The following is an 18,001-nucleotide window of genomic DNA, read 5'->3' on the forward strand; positions in this document are numbered from 1 at the left end:
ACTCCTGGTGGATCGTGAATGTATTCACCATTTCGATATTTAAGTACGCATTCTAATTTAAATTCTTTTGTATATTTCATAATAAAAACCTCCAAAGTTGTTGGTACAACTTTAGAGGTTCACTACAAATCTCTACTTTTTAATAACAACATCAATTCCTTTTGCACAGGCTCCACCAACCAGTGAACAGGCAATAGCTTCAATCAATCCCTGAACACCAACCAGAAGAATGATAAACATAATTGGATTGGTTGCCCCTAATGCAGTGCATAAGCTCTGTACATAATCGGTATGATAAAATGCCAGACAAATATATCCCATAAACAATACTGTATTTAATAAAGGAGCTGCTAAAGCACTTATGAAATAGTGGAAATTGTTTTTCATTACCTTCTGTAATCCTGATGCGATCAGTCCTGTTAACCATCCCATTAACGCTCTTGTGACAACACATAAAATAAATGTGTGCACTGGTGAAATGGACAAGAAAGTTCCTGTCATAACACTGGCTCCGGTCAAAGCATCATAGAAGCTGATCAGACCAAATACACCACCTAAAATAGCTCCTGTTAACGGTCCTAAGACAATGGCTCCAATGGCAACTGGTACCGTTAAGAAAGACATCTTTAAAGGTCCGACTGGAACCATACCCAAACCAATTAACTTCATGACAATCTGTACGGCAATCAATAATGCCAGCTGTGTCATGTACTTGACAGTTGAATTACTTTGTTTCATTTTCAAATACCTCCTACTTTCGTTTCAAATGAATACGATGTAAATTCAAAAAATGTATTTTCTTCATAATAGTCTAAAAAGATCTATTTGAAATACAAATAGGATTATATGCTTTTTTCAAATTGAAGTCGATAATATTTTGCATAAATTCCATTTTTCTTTAATAATTCTTCGTGATTTCCCTTTTCTTTTATACCTTCCTGGTCAACTACAAGGATTTCATCCGCATTCTGTATGGTACTTAAGCGATGAGCAATGGTAATACACGTTCTACCTTTTGACAAATGATCCAGACTCTTCTGAATAATTCTTTCACTTTCATTATCCAGTGCACTTGTCGCTTCATCTAATATTAATATTTTTGGATTTTTTAGAAAAACACGAGCTATTGAAATTCTCTGTTTCTGACCACCTGATAAACGAGTTCCTCTTTCTCCAACAAATGTCTGATATCCTTCTGGCAAACTCATGATAAAATCATGAATGTTTGCCAATTTTGCCGCTTCTACAATTTCTTCAAATGAAGCCATTTCATTGCCATATGCGATATTTTCAGCTATCGTTCCGGTAAATAAGTATACGTCCTGCTGTACTAAGCCAATTGCCTGTCGTAAACTTTTTAATGTATAGTTTCGTATATCCACTCCATCAATTTGGATTGAACCTTTATTGACATCATAAAAACGAGGAATCAGTGAACACAATGTAGATTTACCCGATCCTGAAGGTCCCACCAAAGCCAGTTTTTTTCCGGAAGGAATGGATAAACATACATCTTCCAGAATGGTTTCATCTTTATTATACTGAAAAGATACATGTGAAAATTCAATATCCCCTTTTACATCTTTTAGTTCGATTGCATCTTTTTCATCCTGAATATCCGGTATTAACGAAACAATTTCTTCAAAACGCCTGAATCCAGAAATTCCCTTCTGAAACATTTCCGTTAATTCAACCAGTACTTCAATTGGAGAAATAAATATACCAATATATAAGGCAAAGGTTGCCAGATTGATCACATTGAAATTTCCATAAAGAATGAAGATACCTCCAAATACTAGTACACATGTATACAACATTCCCTGAAAAAAGTTATTTCCTGCCTGAAAAGTTCCCATTGCCTTATAATTGTTTCGTTTTGAATCTAAAAATTTTTCATTGGCTTCCTTAAATTTTTCCAGTTCAATTTCTTCATTGGTAAACGATTGCACCACACGAATTCCCGATAAAGAGTCCTGTACAGCTGCATTGACATGACCTATTTTTTTTCGATTGTCATCAAACGTTTTTCTCATCTTCTTATTATAGGAAAAAGAAAAAACTCCCATACCAATCGTTACAGTCAATAGAATCAAAGCCAAAGGCCAGTAGATCCATAATAAAATCACAAAAGAGCCTGTAATCTTTAAAAAAGATATAAATAAATTTTCAGGACCATGATGTGCAAATTCACTGATATCAAATAAATCCGTAGTGATTCGAGACATCATAATTCCTGTATTGTTTTCATCATAATATCGAAAAGATAATTTCTGATATTGTTCAAACAGATCTTTTCGCATATCTCTTTCCATTTTTGCACCCATAATATGTCCCTGACACGATACATAATATTTACATAAAGCGCGGATCACATATAAAATGAATAAACCGATAAACATATAAGGAAGAATCGATTTTATACTGGAATGAACAAAAATATGATGGGTGCATAAATTTAAAATCAATGGAAAAGAAATATCAATAACAGAAATCACACAGGCACAGAATAGATCCATAAATAATGGAAATTTATAAGGAGCATAATATTTAATAAATGATTTTAATGTTTTCATAGGAATAATGTACAATAGTTTTTAAAAAAAATCAAAAAACAGAAACTGAAAACGATTTCAATGTTTTTATTTATTTAATTTATGATATATTAAATGTATTAATTTTTATAACATTCAGGAGGAGCTATGACAAAGATTATTTTCTTTGATATTGATGGAACATTGGTAAAATTAGGAACAACACAAATGAGTGAAAAAACGAAATATGCTTTACAGAAATGTAAAGAAAATGGCATTAAAATATTTATTGCCACAGGTCGTCCTTATATGTGGGTTCCCAAATTTGATATTGAATTTGATGGAATTGTTTCTTTTAATGGACAGTATTGTATCGATACAAACGGTCTGATCTATAAAAATAATATTGATCCAGAAGATGTACTTCAATGTAAAAGAAATTGTGATGATATGAATATTCCTTTAGCTATTGCCACAAAAGATAAAATGTGTGCTAATTATTCCCAAGAAACGTTAGACTACTATTTTACATTTGCTTCTCAAGTGTTAGAAATTGATGAAAATTATGAAGAAACTTTAAAAGAGCCTGTTTTTCAGATGATGGCAGCCATTGATTCGAAAGACGATGAAAAACTGATAGAAGGATGCAGGTCCATTCAGATTACTCGATGGTGGGATCATGCCTGTGATATCATTCCTGTAAATGGCGGAAAAGAAATAGGTATTCAGCAGGTACTGGATCATTATGGCTTAAAAAAAGAGGAAGCCATGGCTTTTGGAGATGGTGGAAACGATGCTACGATGATTTCGTATGTAGGTACAGGTATTGCCATGGGAAATTCAAAACAGGAAGTAAAAGAAATTGCGGATTATATTACCTCTACTGTAGAAGAAGATGGAGTATATGATGCTTTAAAACATTTTCAATTAATTTAGGGGGCTATTATGGTATTCACAAAAGATATATGGATTACACCTTTTCAATTAAATCGTACTTTACATATTTATATGCCGGATACAATTTATAAAGAAGAAAGATTACCTGTTTTATATATGTTTGATGGACATAACTTATTTTTTGATGATGTAGCTACTTATGGAAAATGCTGGGGTATTAAAGATTATCTGGATCAAAACGATGGTCGAATCATTGTTGTGGGAATTGAATGCAATCACAACGGAGATCAAAGATTGAATGAATTTACTCCTTATGACTTTTATGAAGAAGAATGGGGATATGTATCTCAAAGAGGTCGTCTTTTAATTGATTGGATGATTCATGAATTAAAGCCTTATATTGATACGAATTATCCAACCAATCCAAGTAGAGATTACACCTATGTAGGAGGTTCCAGTATGGGTGGTACAATGAGTCTGTATATGGCTATGCACCATTCCGATATGTATTCAAAATTTATTTGTGTATCTCCTCATATTTATCCAATGTATAAAAAATTCAGAGAAGATTTTGATTGTAAGATATTACCAGATACCCAGATTTATATTTCCTGGGGTGGATATGAATATCCTACACATCATATTTTTGCCATGGTTACCGATCAGAATCTGCAGATCATACGCGCTTTATTAAAAAAAGAAGGAGTGGATGTCATTCCTCATGTATTCAAAAACGACAATCATTCCGAATCTGCATGGCAAAAAGAATTGCCTGTATGGATGAAAGAATGTCATATTGTAAAATAAGGATGAGCTATTAACTCATCCTTTTCAATTATTATTTATTGGCTTCAATGATACGTTTTGCGATTGGATCTGGTACAGGATCGTAACGGTCCATACTCAATTCATACGTACCTAAACCTTGTGTCATAGCTCTTAATTCAATGGAATATTTTGGAATTTCAGACATTGGAACCTGTGCTTCAATTAACTGATCTCCATCTTCTGGTGTCATACCCATAATAGAACCACGACGTTTATTTAAATCACCAATAACTGTTCCTGTATATTCATCTGGTACACGAATGGAAATATTCATAATTGGTTCCAGTAAAATTGGTCTGCATTTTTTCATAGCATCTTTAAACGCAAGATGTGCTGCCAGTTTAAAGGCCATTTCACTGGAATCCACATCGTGATATTTACCATCTTTTAATGTTGCCTTCATATTCACAACTTTATATCCAGCTAAAGGACCTTTTTCACAACATTCTCTTAATCCTGTTTCAACTGCTGGGAAATATTGTTTTGGTACAGCCCCACCAAATACTTTTTCATCAAAAACCATATCTTCAACACCACGATTTGGTTCAAAATCTACAAAGACATGTCCAAACTGACCATGACCACCGGATTGTTTTTTATGACGACCTTCACCCGTTGCTGGTTTAGTAATCGTTTCACGATACATGATCTTAGGATCCCCAATGACAACCTGTGCTTTGTATTTGTTCTTTAATTTATTTAAAATAACGCTTAAATGCTGATCTCCAATTCCATAAATAACAGTTTCTTTTGTTTCTTTATTGGAAGTCACTTTAAATGTAGGATCTTCTTCTGCAATACGAGCCAGACCATTGGACAATTTATCTTCATCATTTTTTGTAGCTGGAGAAATAGCCTGTCCATACATTGGCTGGGTAAATACAATTTCAGGAGCCATTAACAGTTTTCCTTTTTCACACAAAGTATCGTTTGTTTTTGTGAACTGTAATTTATTGATCGCTCCAATATCTCCAGTAAACAATTTACCTGCTGCTGTCTGATGCTTTCCTTTGATGACAAAGATTGTTCCCACTTTTTCAGGTTTTCCATTGTTTCCATTTACCAGCGTTGTATCGGAAGATAAAACCCCTGATAAGACTTTCACATAACTGATTCTTCCTACAAATGGATCGGCAATCGTTTTAAATACCTGAGCTGTCAATACTTCCTGTTCCGTTGTTAACAGGTCTACGTTTACACCATTTGGAGTTGTTGCAGTATATAAACCTTTTTCCGAATAAGTTGGGAAATAAGTAACGATTAAATCCATCAGTCTTTGAATTCCAATTGATTGAGTGGCACTTCCAGAATATACAGGGATGATTTCTCCACTGCGAATTCCAATACGAACTCCTCTTGTTAATTCAGCATCACTAAATTCTTCTCCAGAGAAGAATTTTTCCATCAGATCGTCATCTCCCATAGCAACGGCTTCAGCAATCTGGTCTTTATATAAAGATACTTCTTCAATCATATCTTCAGGAACCGGCTGTGGTTTGTCCCCTTCCGCTTTCGGTCCTTTATAATACCATGCTTTATTTTTAATAATATTAACAGAACCTACAATTTCTCCATTTTCTACAATTGGAACTTCAAATGGAATAATGCTCTTTCCAAATTCTTCATGTAAAGCTGTATAAGCATCGGAGAAGTTTGTATCTTCTTCATCTAATTTGTTAATAAAGAAAATGGTTGGTTTTTTGGATTGAATGGCCTGTTTGTAAGCTAATTTTGTTCCTGACTGTAAAGGATCTTTTGCACTGGCTACAATTAATACATTATCTCCTACATTAAATCCACTTTCTTTTTCTCCAACGAAATCCAAATATCCTGGTGTATCAATAAAGTTGATTTTACAGTTTTCCCATTCAATTGGAATAATAGAAGTATATACAGACAATCCTCTTGCGATTTCTTCAGCATCAAAGTCAATCAGAGAAGATCCATCACTTGTTTTCCCAAACCGATCAGTGGCTTTTGTATAATACAACATTGCTTCCAATACCGAAGTTTTTCCTACCCCGCTATGTCCAAGGACACTTACATTTCTAACTTCTGAACTTAAATAATCACGCATCTTTACTTCCTCCTATTTTAAAATCGGTTCCAATTGAGCACGACAATGCTCACGAACATAATCCAGAGCTCTATTTCCCTGTTTGTCTACCATGTCAACATCCGCTCCATAGGCAATCAGTTTTTCCACTAAAGATGCATATCCACCAAAGGCAGCTCTCATTAAAGATGTACATCCATTGTTATCAAATAAATTCACATCCGCATTTCTTTCCAGAAGCAAAGCAATCGTATCACGTTTAAAGGCGATGCAGGCTTCCATTAATGCAGAACGTCCCACTTCATCCTGTGCATTGATATTAGCTCCTGCATCCAGTAAAAGCTGAACACAACGATCCTGTCCCAATAGACATGCTCTCATCAAAGCCGTTCTACCATTATCATCTTTCGCATTTACATTGGCTCCTGCATCAATTAAAGCTTTACATATTGTTTTATTTCCTTTTTTTGCAGCTCCCATCAATGCTGTTTTCCCATTTTTATCTGTCATATTTACATCAGCACCATTATCAATCAATAATTGTACAATGTCTTTACGATCTCTTTTAGCGGCTCTCATCAAAGCACTTCTTCCATCGCCATTCTGATAATTTACATCGGCTCCTGCTTTAATCTGAGCTGCAGCCATTGGAAAATCACCATTTGCACAAGCATCCCAAAATACTTTATTAAAGTTCTGATCCATTTCAATCTCCTCCTTTTGAATCAAATACAGAAAAACTGGAATATATAAAAATATTCCAGTTATATAATGAAAAAGGAGTCATATTCATATTTATTATTTAAAACAGCTTGAACTTTATTCATGAATACCACTCCTTTCGTTTCTGAATTCATCTTATCAAATCCAAAAGAAGTTACAAATAAATTACTGACTTTACCAGAAAAACATCCAATTAAGCCATTAGATGGTATTTTCGGTACGTGCAATGATAGCTTCCTGTGCCTGAGGCATCAAAGAAACAAATTGTGCACAATATCCAGCCACACGTACGATCAGATTCGTATATTGTTCTGGATGAATTTGAGCATCTCTTAATACAGAAGTATCAATGACGTTAAACTGGTTGTGATAAATTCCTTTTCTGGCACTTACAATCAGAAAATCGATAAAAGATTCCATATTTTCCTGAATCGACTGTGGTGTAAAGCGCATATTAAGTAACTGTCCTGCAGCTACTTTTTCATTTGGTAATTTGGATACCGAATTGATAACAGCTGTAGGCCCATTTACATCCGTTCCCTGTGTAGGTGAACATCCTTCATTTAAAGGTGTCCCTTTTTTTCTTCCATCTGGAGTGGCACCTACTACAAACCCATTTGGAACATAGCTGGTAATATTGCTTGTGGACATCGTATAGCACGATACCTTTGGTCCTTTGTTTTTTCGTAATGTTTCATAATCCGGTAATAATTCCAGATATGAATCAAATACATCTTTTACAATGTGGTCCACTTCATCTTCATCATTTCCAAATTTTGGAAGCTGATGGATCATTTTCAGAATACGAGCCCCATCTATGGATTCATAATTTTCTTCCATTGCCTTCAATAATTCATCCATTGTGATTTTTTCTTCTTCAAATACAAGTTTTTTAATGGTATATAAAGAATTTCCTACCACACTTGGACCGATATTGGATTGGGAGATGACATCGTATCGACATCCTCCACTCTTTAATGTCTTTCCTAAAGACAAGCTATCCTGAATCAGGCAGGAAGCAAATGGATCGGCATCAAATATTTCCAGACTTTCATCACAGACTTTATCACAGGCAACCGAAATATCAGAATAGAATTTCAGATACTGTTTCCACTGATCCCATAATTCTTCATAGTTTCTGGCCTGAGTAGTATGCATCATGGATATACCTGAGTTTGGATCACACCCATCATGAAGCATGATTTCTAATACTTTTCCCCAGTTCACATAAGTCATTCCTGTAGCCCTATGTCCATATTTACCAGGTACTCCTGTTTCTACACAGCCAATTGGACAATAATCGTAGGCATCTTCTTTATCAATTCCTAAATCCAGCAATCCCTGAATGGCTACTTCATCATTAAACATACTTGGCATTCCACATCCTGTGGCAATCAGTTTAGAACATGCCTTTAAAAATTCTCTAGGACTGTTACTGTGATATCGTGCTGAAAAATTTGGTTCTGCCAGAGAACAAAGATGCATCGCATCGATACAAAGATAACTTAAATCATTGACTCCTTCACTTCCATCTGGTTTCAGTCCGCCTACAACCAGATTGGAATACAATGGATATCCTTGTGAAAAACGCGTATGTCCATAAGGACGTACTTTATTATTGGAAGAAAGCATAATAAACATATGAGTAACCAGTTCCAGTGCATCTTCCTTTGTCAGAATACCCTGTTCAATATCATGGATATAATATGGATACATATACTGATCAAAGCGACCAAAACAGAACGAATGTCCATTGCTTTCAATCATCTGCAGAATATGAATCATATAAACCGCTTCAACGGCTTCATAAAAACTCTTACAAGGTTGTTCCAACAGATCAAAGGCAATCTGACTCATTTTTAACAGTTCTTCTTTACGTTTGATATCTGCTTCTTTATCCGCTTCCTGTTTTAGTAATTTTCCATATCGTTTAAAGAAATTTAAAGCTCCTTCCAGACACAAGATCACAGATTTATAATAATCATTTTCATCCTGATCCAGATGAGATCTGGCAATATCGATCAATTGATTAAATCCCATCTGCAAAGCCATTTCATGATCGGGTACGATGTGTCCATCTCCGCTCATAGAAATTCCACCACGATGAATGACACCCTGTTTTTCAGCCAGTCGGATCTCTTGAGAAAGATTCTGATTGACTCTGTCCTCGTGAGTTTTTCCTTTCCAGTAAGGATATATAGATCGGAGGTCATCTTTTGTCTTTTCATCTATATAGAAAATGTCTCCCTCTCTTTTTTCAAATTCATCCAGTTCATCAATAACCCATTGAATGGAAAATTCAGGAAAGATAGGAGCTGCAAAATTTCTGGAAGCCTGGTTTCCAAAAATTAAAGAATCGTTTTCAATATAAATCGACATATTTTCCAGAGTATGCTTAAATGCCTTGGCTTTTCTTAAAATATAGGAATCTTCTTCACTTTCTTTAAAAGACTCGGTATATAAAACAGCTCTTTGTGAACAGATACTGGCTTTTCTTTTTTCCATTTTATAACGAAGTCTTTCAATTCTGTTCTTGTCCATATGACCTCCTTTTTACTTTATTTTTTTAAATCCAGGACAACAGGAACCGAACGATATCCTACACCCATACGATCAATTCCCATATTGATCAATTGTAGGAAATGTTCTCTTGTACGAATACATCCAGAACCTTTTACTTTACATTGATTTTTCACTTCATCCTGCATCACCTTAATGATTTCAGGTGTAGCTCCATGAGCTTCATATCCTGTTAAGAATCCAGTTGAAGTTTTCACAAAATCCGCATTGGCATCCATTGCACAATGACAGGCTTTTTTCACTTGTTCAACCGTTAATGCATCCGTTTCAAAAATCACTTTTACAGGTACATTGTAGCTGTGACATACATCGACAACCGCTTTAATATCTGCTGTTACTTCTTCATATTTTCCAGAACGGATCCATCCAAAGTTTGATACAATATCCAGTTCTCCAATCACATCGGCATATTTTTCACATAAAATTTTAGCCTGTGCCACTTTGGATTCCGTTGAGCTGGCACCAAATGGAAAATCACATACTGGACATAATTTTGTAACGGATCCTTCCACTGTAACATATGGCTTACATAATTCCATATAAGCTGGATTGATACAGATTGTTGCACACTTTAATTGTACTCCATCTTTTGTCAAATCCACAATCTGTTCCTCTGTAAATTCAGGTTTTAATACTGAATAATCAATATAGGAAGCTAATTCTTCCAATGTCATTTCTTCTGCTTTTTTTGTTAATTGAATCATAATATCATCTCCTTACGAACATATTAATACATTTACGAACATTTGTAAACATTTATGTTAAACAATCTGAAAAGTAATCTGTCCTTTTTGTTTATTGACCTCCGTTACCATTACATTTACTTTCTGACCTAATACATAAGAATTAAAATCACCGACTAATGACATTGTCAGTTCATCATAAACATAAGAATCATACAACGTTCGTAAGGGTACCAATCCTTCAATACAATTATCCAATTCCACAAAAAATCCAAATTCCATTATGGAAATAATGGTACCTTCAAATGATTTAAACATATGATTTTCCATATATTCTGCCATTTTGTAATCGTTCACTTTTCGTTCCACAATAATGGCATCTTTTTCTTTTTGAGACATCTGAAAACTTTGTTTGCGTATCTTTTCTTCATCCTTTTTCACATTTCCTTCTTCCTTGTCAAAGATATATTTTCTTAACATACGATGAACCACTAAATCTGAATATCTTCGAATCGGAGAAGTAAAATGACAATACGTTTCTAAAGACAAACCAAAATGACCTTTATTTTCATTTGAATATTCCGCTTTCTGCATTGAGCGTAAAGCCATTCTGGATACAACTTCATATAAATTATGATCTTCAATACTTTCCAACAATACCTGTATCGTTTTTGAAGTCACATCCTGATCATCAAAAAGAATGTGTAAACTGTTTACATACTGACTTAACATCTCTATTTTCTTTTCTGATGGTTTTTCATGAATACGATACATACATGGATATTGATTTTTAAACAGTTCTTTTGCGACACAGACATTGGCCTGGATCATACACACTTCAATAATCTGTTCAGAAAATCCTCGTTCTTTGATCTGAATGGATACAGGTTTTCCTTTTTTATTTAATGTGATCAAAGGTTCTCTGGTATTAAAATCAATACATCCTCGATCATAGCTTCTTTCTTTCATTAAGGAAGCACATTGAGCCAGATCGACCAAAGAAGGATAAATCTGACTGTATTGAGAAATGGCCTGCAGATTTCCTTCCAGAGCCTTATTCACATTTTCATAAGTGGCTCTTTGAATGGAATGAATCACACTTGGATAAATTTTATAGTTTGTACAATTTCCATGTTCATCCATTTCCATCTGACAGGTAATTGTACAGCGATCCACATTTGGATTTAATGAACAGATTCCATTGCTTAATTTAAAAGGAAGCATAGGAATCACACGATCCACTACATAAATACTGGTACATCTGGCATAGGCTTCCTGATCGATAGGACTTGATGGCTTTACATAATGAGAAACATCCGCAATATGGACATATAATGTATATCCATATTTCTTCTTTTTAATACTGATGGCATCATCAAAGTCTTTGGCGTCATTTCCATCAATAGTAAAGGCAATCAGATTTCTTAAATCAATTCGATTATCCAAATCTTTCTTTGTAACAATATCTGGTATTTCCATTAATTGTTTTTCTATACGCTCATTAAAATTTATACGTACGTTGTTTTCTAACAAGATAGAAGTAATATCCACTCCCTTATCTTTAATATTTCCCACAATTGAATCAATTTCAACAATCATTGGATTGTCATATTTCATTATTCTAACAATTGCTTTATCGTGATTATGAATTTTATAGTCATCTATATTTTTCACAATAAAAGTACGATGATAATCAATATCACTAAAAAACTTTAATCCTTGTCGAGTATGAATAAATTCCCCTGTGATTTTATGAATGCCACGATTAAAAATCTGTTTGACTTTCCAGACTCCTTTTTCTTTCTGCACAAAGACTTCATCCTGATCAAATACATTTCTCGCATATTTTTTTTCCACATATATTTTTTTATCTTCATTAAAAACCATATATTCATATTTTGAAACATCTTTCACTTTCCCAATCATATCACTGGTAGTAACCAGTATATAATTTGTATGATTGTTGATAATCAGACGTTTTTCTACCAGTTCATTTAATGTTTTCACAAGACAAGTTAATTCCTGTGCACTTTTAATATTTAAAGCTTTTCTTAACTCATCAATATTCCATTTTTTTCTCTGATGAAATTTTTTTAATAATTCTTCTTTCATTTAACCTCCATAAAAAAAAGACCTATCCGGTCTCTAAATAATTTGTAATGCGATCACAATCACAAAAAATAAAATTCCACAAATTAAAGTCATTCGACTGATTACTTTTTCAGGACCTCTTTCTTTCTGAACCGCAAATAAGTTCAAATCTCCACTTCCTGTAAAAGCTGCAGATAAACCATCAGATTTTCCACTTTGTAACAATGTCAGAATAATAATAATTCCGGATAAGACCATTAATACTATATTTAAAATATCTTTCATAAATTAACACTTCCTATTTTTGGATTATAACACATGTTATAAAAAAATCAATTGTTTTATTTTCTATTTTAAATTCCTGTGTTATAATCTTTCACGTTGCCATTCATAAATTCCCTTTAACGTAACTGGCAGCATAAGAAAGTGGTATTTGCCACTTCTTTTTTATTTATTGGAGTATAATAGAAGAAAAAGGAGATAAAGATGAATCAGAAAACATATCCTGTATTATATGTACAGAAAATCGCAACAAGATTATATAAACATTGTGGTATTTATCCCACTTTATATTTTAAAATTGAGGAAAATGAAAAGTTAAAAGACACACCCTATTATGCACAATATATGAAAAAAATAGAAAGTGAAGTACCAAAAGCCATTATTCATCAATTTACCATGTCACAACCAGTCAGTGTAACCAACGATCGTATCGTATTTATATTGTTTAAAGACAACATAGATTTAAATCAGGTAAAAAATTTCTGCATGGGCATGTTAGAAGAATTAGAATTTTATACAAAGGAAATTCATACAGGACAATATGCCTGTCTGGATACAATGTTAATGGAGATGGATCGACCGGCTTCCCCTTTTAAATTCAATAAAGTGGGTGAAAAATTAACCCAGACCAATCTATTGGATTCATGTATTGAAATTTTAAATGGCCATGAAAATCCTCAGGACAATGGTATTTTAACAACTTTTGAAGATTTTATTCAAGAAAACGAAGAAGATTAAAAAAGTAGAATTTCAGTTTTATCTGAATTCTACTTTTCTTTTTTAATAATTTCCACAGTTGATTTCAAAATAAGCTTGAGGATGATCACAGACTGGACAAACTTCAGGAGCTTGTGTTCCCACTACGATATGGCCACAGTTTCGACATTCCCATACCTTGACTTCACTTTTTTCAAAGACTTCAGCCATTTCTACATTCTTTAATAAAGCACGATATCTTTCTTCATGGTGTTTTTCAATGGCTCCAACCATTCTGAATTTTTTGGCCAGTTCTGTAAATCCTTCTTTTTCAGCTGTCTTGGCAAATCCATCATACATATCAGTCCATTCATAGTTTTCACCTTGGGCTGCACTCAATAGATTTTCTTTTGTATCACCAATTCCATTTAATTCTTTGAACCACATTTTCGCATGTTCTTTTTCATTGTCCGCTGTTTTTAAGAATAAAGCAGAAATCTGTTCAAATCCTTCTTTTTTTGCTTTGGAAGCAAAATAAGTATACTTATTTCTTGCTTCAGATTCTCCTGCAAATGCTGCCATCAGATTTTTTTCCGTTTGTGTTCCTGCATATGGATTTGATTTTACTTCTTCTACTTTTTTTAGCTGATTGCCAGAAGCTTTACATAAAGGACAGACAGGATTTTGTCCCGGTTCCACTTCAAAGACTTCTTTACAAATGCTGCATTGATATTTGATTGATTTCTTTTTATTTTTTTCTTTTGAAGCCATACCAACGTGTTGAATACCTGTATATTTATGAATGTCTTCATTTGTGGTTGCTAACTGATCCATTGATAAAGAATGAATGGATGTATTTCCAGTGATTCGAGCAAATGTTTTTAATTCTTCATTGGATACATTTAAATAATTGAATACTCTAAGACTGGCTTTTTCAACATTTAAACGTGACCGCAAAGCTGGATCCTGGGTCGCAATACCCACTGGACAATTTCCGGATCCACATATTTTATATTGTTGACAAGCCGCTGCAATCAAGGCCGCACTGGCAATAGCTATCGCATCGGCTCCCATCGCAATGGCTTTTGCAAAATCAGACGATACACGCAATCCTCCAGTAATAACCAGCTGTATATCGCTTCCTATTGAATCCAGATATTTTCTAGCTCTGGATAAAGCATAAATTGTAGGTATCGATGTTGATTCTCTTAAGAAATAAGGACTGGATCCTGTGGCTCCTCCTCTTCCATCAATGGTAATAAAATCCGGATTGGCCCATACACAATATTCCAGATCCTGTTCAATTTTACCCGCTGCGATTTTTATTCCAATCGGTCTTCCATTGGATCGTTCACGTAACATTGATACCATGTCTTTTAGATCCTCTTTGGAATTGATTTCTGGAAATTTACTTGGACTCTGGATATCTTCACCTTTCTTTTTTCCACGAATAGCCGCAATTTCATCTGTTACTTTTTCTTTTGGTAAATGTCCTCCCATACCTGGTTTTGTACCTTGTCCAATTTTAATTTCAATAGCATCCGCATTTCTTAAATTTTCATCATTAACCGAATATTTGTTTGGAATGTATTCAAAAATATACTTATATGAAGCCTCTCTTTCTTCTGGCAATATTCCACCTTCACCTGAACACATTGCGGTTTTTGCCATGGAAGAACCTTTTGCCAAAGCCACCTTTATTTCTTTTGATAAAGCGCCAAAAGACATATGAGAAATGTAAACTGGACTTTCCAGTACCATTGGCTGTTTTGCCTTTTTTCCAATAATTGTTTTTAAACTGACCGGATCCTGATCATTTAATGGCATAGGATTCAATTGCGCTCCCATAATCAGAATGTCATCCCAGGAAGGTAAAGGCATTTCCGTTGCCATTGCACTATGTAAGGATTCCCCTTTTACCGCCATTTCATGAATTTCTTTCATATAACGATTGTTTTTATCTTCTCTTGATAAAGCAGCATCGTACATCAGATTGATCTTTGTATTTTGTTTTGTTTTCGAATCCGATATTTTTTCAAATTTAGAAATTGGTTGTTTACAGATTGGACATGCATCCAATGATGATAAAGGTTTTCCCTGTTCTTGTTCATCATAGATCATCCCACAAATCGTACATTTATAAATTGCCATAATATTAGTCTCCTTTAATAATATTATGAAAAAAAATAAATTGGTTTTCAAATAAAAACTCAAAACTTTTAGTTCTGAGCCTGTTTAATGTAATCGTTGTACGCTTTTGCCAGAGCATGAGCAATCAAATCCTGATTTTCTTCTTTATTTAATCGGGCACATTCTTCTGGATTGGTAATAAAACCAGCTTCAAATAATATTGAAGGGATTTCAAGATAATCCACAACATATAGCGCTTCATATTCTGTGGTACGCGTTCCTAAATCTTCTTTCCAGCCACTTTCGAATAGATTTTCTGAAATCTTGCTAGCTATATCCATACTAATTGAATCATTTGCTCTTACATTTGAATAATACCCATATACACTGCTATCTTCATTGGAATTGATATGAATAGAAATAAAATAATCCGCTTTTTCTTTTTTAGCAAGCTCTACACGTTCTTTCAGATCGTCTTCTTCATTTTCAGACCAGGATATATCATCACTTGTACGTGTATATAAAACTTTAATTTCTGGATTGATCTTTTCTAATTCTTCCCCCATTTTTAGAGCAATCGCAAGAGTAAGATCTTTTTCACAAGTCCCGTCTTCTCCAACGGTTCCTCCATCATATCCCCCATGTCCTGCATCAATCATAATCGTAGCAATTGTTTCTACACTTGTTTCTTCTTCCTTTTTATTCGATGAAAAACCCATATATATTCCAATACCTATCACTAAAACAATTGGTAAAATCAGTAATAATAAACGACTTATTTTTAATTTTCTTTTTTGCATGTGTGTATTTTACCACCTTTTTTTCTTTTTTGCATTTTAAAGACTAAAAATTCAGGTAAAATAAAAGTATGAATAAAATCCTTTTATCAAAACTAGAAGAAATCACTTTAGAAGAAAAAGAAATTTTAGAGGGTCACTCCATTAATCCAAAGAATTATACCAATCACTATGAATTTATCATTCAGGGTGAAAAAATGTTAGGTCCGGATTACTGTATTGATTCAAGAGTCCATACTCGTTTTATCGATTTTCCAGAACATAAACACGATTATATTGAAATGATGTATGTCATACAAGGATCGATTACACATGTTATTGACAATAGAGAAATCACCTTGCATAAAGGGGAAATCATTTTATTAAATCAGCATACATGGCATTCCATAAAAAAATGTGATAAAGATGATTTAGCAATCAATTTTATGATTCTTCCTTCTTTTTTTAATATTGTTTATGAAATGATTGGTTATGATAATATCATTGCGACATTTTTAATTGATATCTTACGTAAAAGCGATAATAAAGGTCAATATCTTATTTTTAATGTGTCCAATGTATTTCAGATTCAGAATTTAATGGAAAATCTGATTCAGTCTTTATACGATCAGGAAAACAATTTTAAAGAAAACCAGATCACAATGGGTTTGATCTTTTTATATATGATTCGTAATTTAGAATCCATTGAAAAAGGCAGTTCTCAACAGTTAGAAGATATACTGGTACAAGCCGCTTTGGATTATATTAATATTCATTATTCAAATGCGACTTTACATGAAATCTCTATAGCTTTAAATCAGACTGATTATAATTTAAGTAAACTGATAAAATTTAAAACCGGAAAGACCTTTAAAGAATTGCTTCAGTCCCGTCGTTTTTATAAAGCGGAAGAGTTATTGCTTCATACAACCTTATCAATTGATGATATTATTTCATCGGTTGGTTATGAAAGTCACAGTTATTTTTTTCGTCGATTTAAAGAAAAATATGGAGTTACTCCAAAAAAATATCGTCAATCTAAATGATTGACGAACATTTTTTTATAAATTCTTTAAAGATAAGATTCTGATCTTCTTCTTTCTTAAATAAAAATTCAGGATGCCATTGAACCGCCCATACAAAAGAATAATCAGGATGGTATATCGCTTCAATCAGATTATCCTCACTATAAGCCATTGCTTTAAGTCCCTTTCCTAATGTTTTAATTGCCTGATGATGAAGAGAATTTACATATAATTCTTCTTTCTGTATCAGAGAATAAAAAGGACTTTGTTTATCAATTGAAACTTTATGAACTTTATTATCATAAGGTTTTATTTGTCTATGATTCACTCCACTATTGTATTGAGATGGAAGATCCTGGTATAAAGTTCCATTAAAATATACATTGATCCATTGAATGCCTCTACAGATTCCTAAAACGGGTTTATCTGTTTTTAATGCATGATCCAGTACGATTTTTTCCAGTTTATCTCGTTTTGGACAACATTCTACATTCATTAAAGGTTTTTCCTGATCATATTCTGGATCAATGTCATGTCCACCTGTGAATAAGAAACCATCACATTTTTCTAAAAATGAATCAATTTCTTCCATAAATGGAAGCATGACAGGAATGGCTTTATGTACAATGCATCCTTCAAAATATTCTGGAAGCATCCATATACTTTGTTTATCATCATCCCATAAAGGCAAACACCAATTACC

At 33.5% G+C, this 18,001-nt stretch carries 15 protein-coding genes and 1 pseudogene; 4 read left to right on the forward strand and 12 right to left on the reverse strand.

All coding sequences use genetic code 11. From position 1 onward, the window contains the following. Positions 1–132: 132 nt before the first annotated feature. Complete coding sequence (locus tag FYJ50_RS04830) at positions 133–738, reverse strand: ECF transporter S component (RefSeq protein ID WP_154459963.1); 606 nt, start codon at positions 736–738, stop codon at positions 133–135. A gap of 104 nt (positions 739–842) precedes the next feature. Then, positions 843–2,573: an ABC transporter ATP-binding protein gene (locus tag FYJ50_RS04835; protein ID WP_154459964.1), complete on the reverse strand. Its 1,731-nt coding sequence runs from the start codon at positions 2,571–2,573 to the stop codon at positions 843–845. A 126-nt stretch (positions 2,574–2,699) separates the two neighbouring features. On the opposite strand from FYJ50_RS04835, the gene FYJ50_RS04840 reads away from it, so the two are divergent. Both FYJ50_RS04840 and FYJ50_RS04845 read left to right on the forward strand, forming a co-directional pair. Next, positions 2,700–3,467 carry a Cof-type HAD-IIB family hydrolase gene (locus tag FYJ50_RS04840; RefSeq protein WP_154459965.1) on the forward strand — a complete coding sequence of 256 codons (768 nt, stop codon included), beginning with the start codon at positions 2,700–2,702 and terminating at the stop codon, positions 3,465–3,467. Between the two features lie 9 nt (positions 3,468–3,476). After that, a complete protein-coding gene (locus tag FYJ50_RS04845) occupies positions 3,477–4,235 on the forward strand; it encodes an alpha/beta hydrolase (protein WP_154459966.1) in 759 nt (252 codons plus the stop codon). 31 nt (positions 4,236–4,266) lie between these two features. Here FYJ50_RS04845 and fusA read toward each other — a convergent pair whose 3' ends face one another. From fusA to secG, 6 genes are all read right to left on the reverse strand, one after another. Continuing rightward, on the reverse strand, positions 4,267–6,333 hold the full coding sequence (gene fusA, locus FYJ50_RS04850; protein WP_154459967.1) for an elongation factor G: 2,067 nt from the start codon (positions 6,331–6,333) through the stop codon (positions 4,267–4,269). 12 nt (positions 6,334–6,345) lie between these two features. Further along, the gene (locus FYJ50_RS04855) at positions 6,346–7,017 is read right to left on the reverse strand and encodes an ankyrin repeat domain-containing protein (RefSeq protein ID WP_154459968.1); all 672 of its coding nucleotides are present in this window, start codon (positions 7,015–7,017) and stop codon (positions 6,346–6,348) included. A gap of 219 nt (positions 7,018–7,236) precedes the next feature. Continuing rightward, entirely contained in the window at positions 7,237–9,576 is a 2,340-nt protein-coding gene (locus tag FYJ50_RS04860; protein ID WP_154459969.1) for a glycyl radical protein, read from the reverse strand. A 17-nt stretch (positions 9,577–9,593) separates the two neighbouring features. Next, positions 9,594–10,319, reverse strand: coding sequence for a deoxyribose-phosphate aldolase (gene deoC / locus FYJ50_RS04865; RefSeq protein ID WP_154459970.1), 726 nt, complete (start codon positions 10,317–10,319; stop codon positions 9,594–9,596). A gap of 57 nt (positions 10,320–10,376) precedes the next feature. Continuing rightward, positions 10,377–12,410 (reverse strand): ribonuclease R, encoded by a 2,034-nt coding sequence (rnr, locus tag FYJ50_RS04870; RefSeq protein WP_154459971.1) that lies wholly within the window; start codon positions 12,408–12,410, stop codon positions 10,377–10,379. A 33-nt stretch (positions 12,411–12,443) separates the two neighbouring features. Then, the gene (gene secG, locus FYJ50_RS04875; protein ID WP_154459972.1) at positions 12,444–12,674 is read right to left on the reverse strand and encodes a preprotein translocase subunit SecG; all 231 of its coding nucleotides are present in this window, start codon (positions 12,672–12,674) and stop codon (positions 12,444–12,446) included. Positions 12,675–12,875: 201 nt separating this feature from the next. Between secG and FYJ50_RS04880 the strand changes: the two genes are divergently transcribed. Beyond that, positions 12,876–13,409: a hypothetical protein gene (locus tag FYJ50_RS04880; RefSeq protein ID WP_154459973.1), complete on the forward strand. Its 534-nt coding sequence runs from the start codon at positions 12,876–12,878 to the stop codon at positions 13,407–13,409. Positions 13,410–13,451: 42 nt separating this feature from the next. Here the strand turns inward: FYJ50_RS04880 and rbr are convergent, their stop codons facing one another. From rbr to FYJ50_RS04895, 3 genes and pseudogenes are all read right to left on the reverse strand, one after another. After that, the gene (gene rbr, locus FYJ50_RS04885; RefSeq protein WP_154460045.1) at positions 13,452–14,138 is read right to left on the reverse strand and encodes a rubrerythrin; all 687 of its coding nucleotides are present in this window, start codon (positions 14,136–14,138) and stop codon (positions 13,452–13,454) included. A gap of 99 nt (positions 14,139–14,237) precedes the next feature. Further along, positions 14,238–15,518, reverse strand: a pseudogene (locus tag FYJ50_RS04890) (glutamate synthase-related protein); the annotation flags it as partial. 68 nt (positions 15,519–15,586) lie between these two features. Then, positions 15,587–16,297, reverse strand: a complete 711-nt coding sequence (locus FYJ50_RS04895) for an N-acetylmuramoyl-L-alanine amidase family protein (RefSeq protein ID WP_154459974.1) — start codon at positions 16,295–16,297, stop codon at positions 15,587–15,589. A gap of 68 nt (positions 16,298–16,365) precedes the next feature. On the opposite strand from FYJ50_RS04895, the gene FYJ50_RS04900 reads away from it, so the two are divergent. Further along, the gene (locus FYJ50_RS04900; RefSeq protein ID WP_154459975.1) at positions 16,366–17,319 is read left to right on the forward strand and encodes an AraC family transcriptional regulator; all 954 of its coding nucleotides are present in this window, start codon (positions 16,366–16,368) and stop codon (positions 17,317–17,319) included. Here the strand turns inward: FYJ50_RS04900 and FYJ50_RS04905 are convergent. After that, complete coding sequence (locus tag FYJ50_RS04905) at positions 17,312–17,989, reverse strand: gamma-glutamyl-gamma-aminobutyrate hydrolase family protein (RefSeq protein WP_205946433.1); 678 nt, start codon at positions 17,987–17,989, stop codon at positions 17,312–17,314. The genes FYJ50_RS04900 and FYJ50_RS04905 overlap by 8 nt on opposite strands. Positions 17,990–18,001: the final 12 nt, after the last annotated feature.

Origin of the sequence: Floccifex porci, from assembly GCF_009696175.1 — a bacterium.
GTDB classification, from domain to species: domain Bacteria; phylum Bacillota_I; class Bacilli_A; order Erysipelotrichales; family Erysipelotrichaceae; genus Floccifex; species Floccifex porci.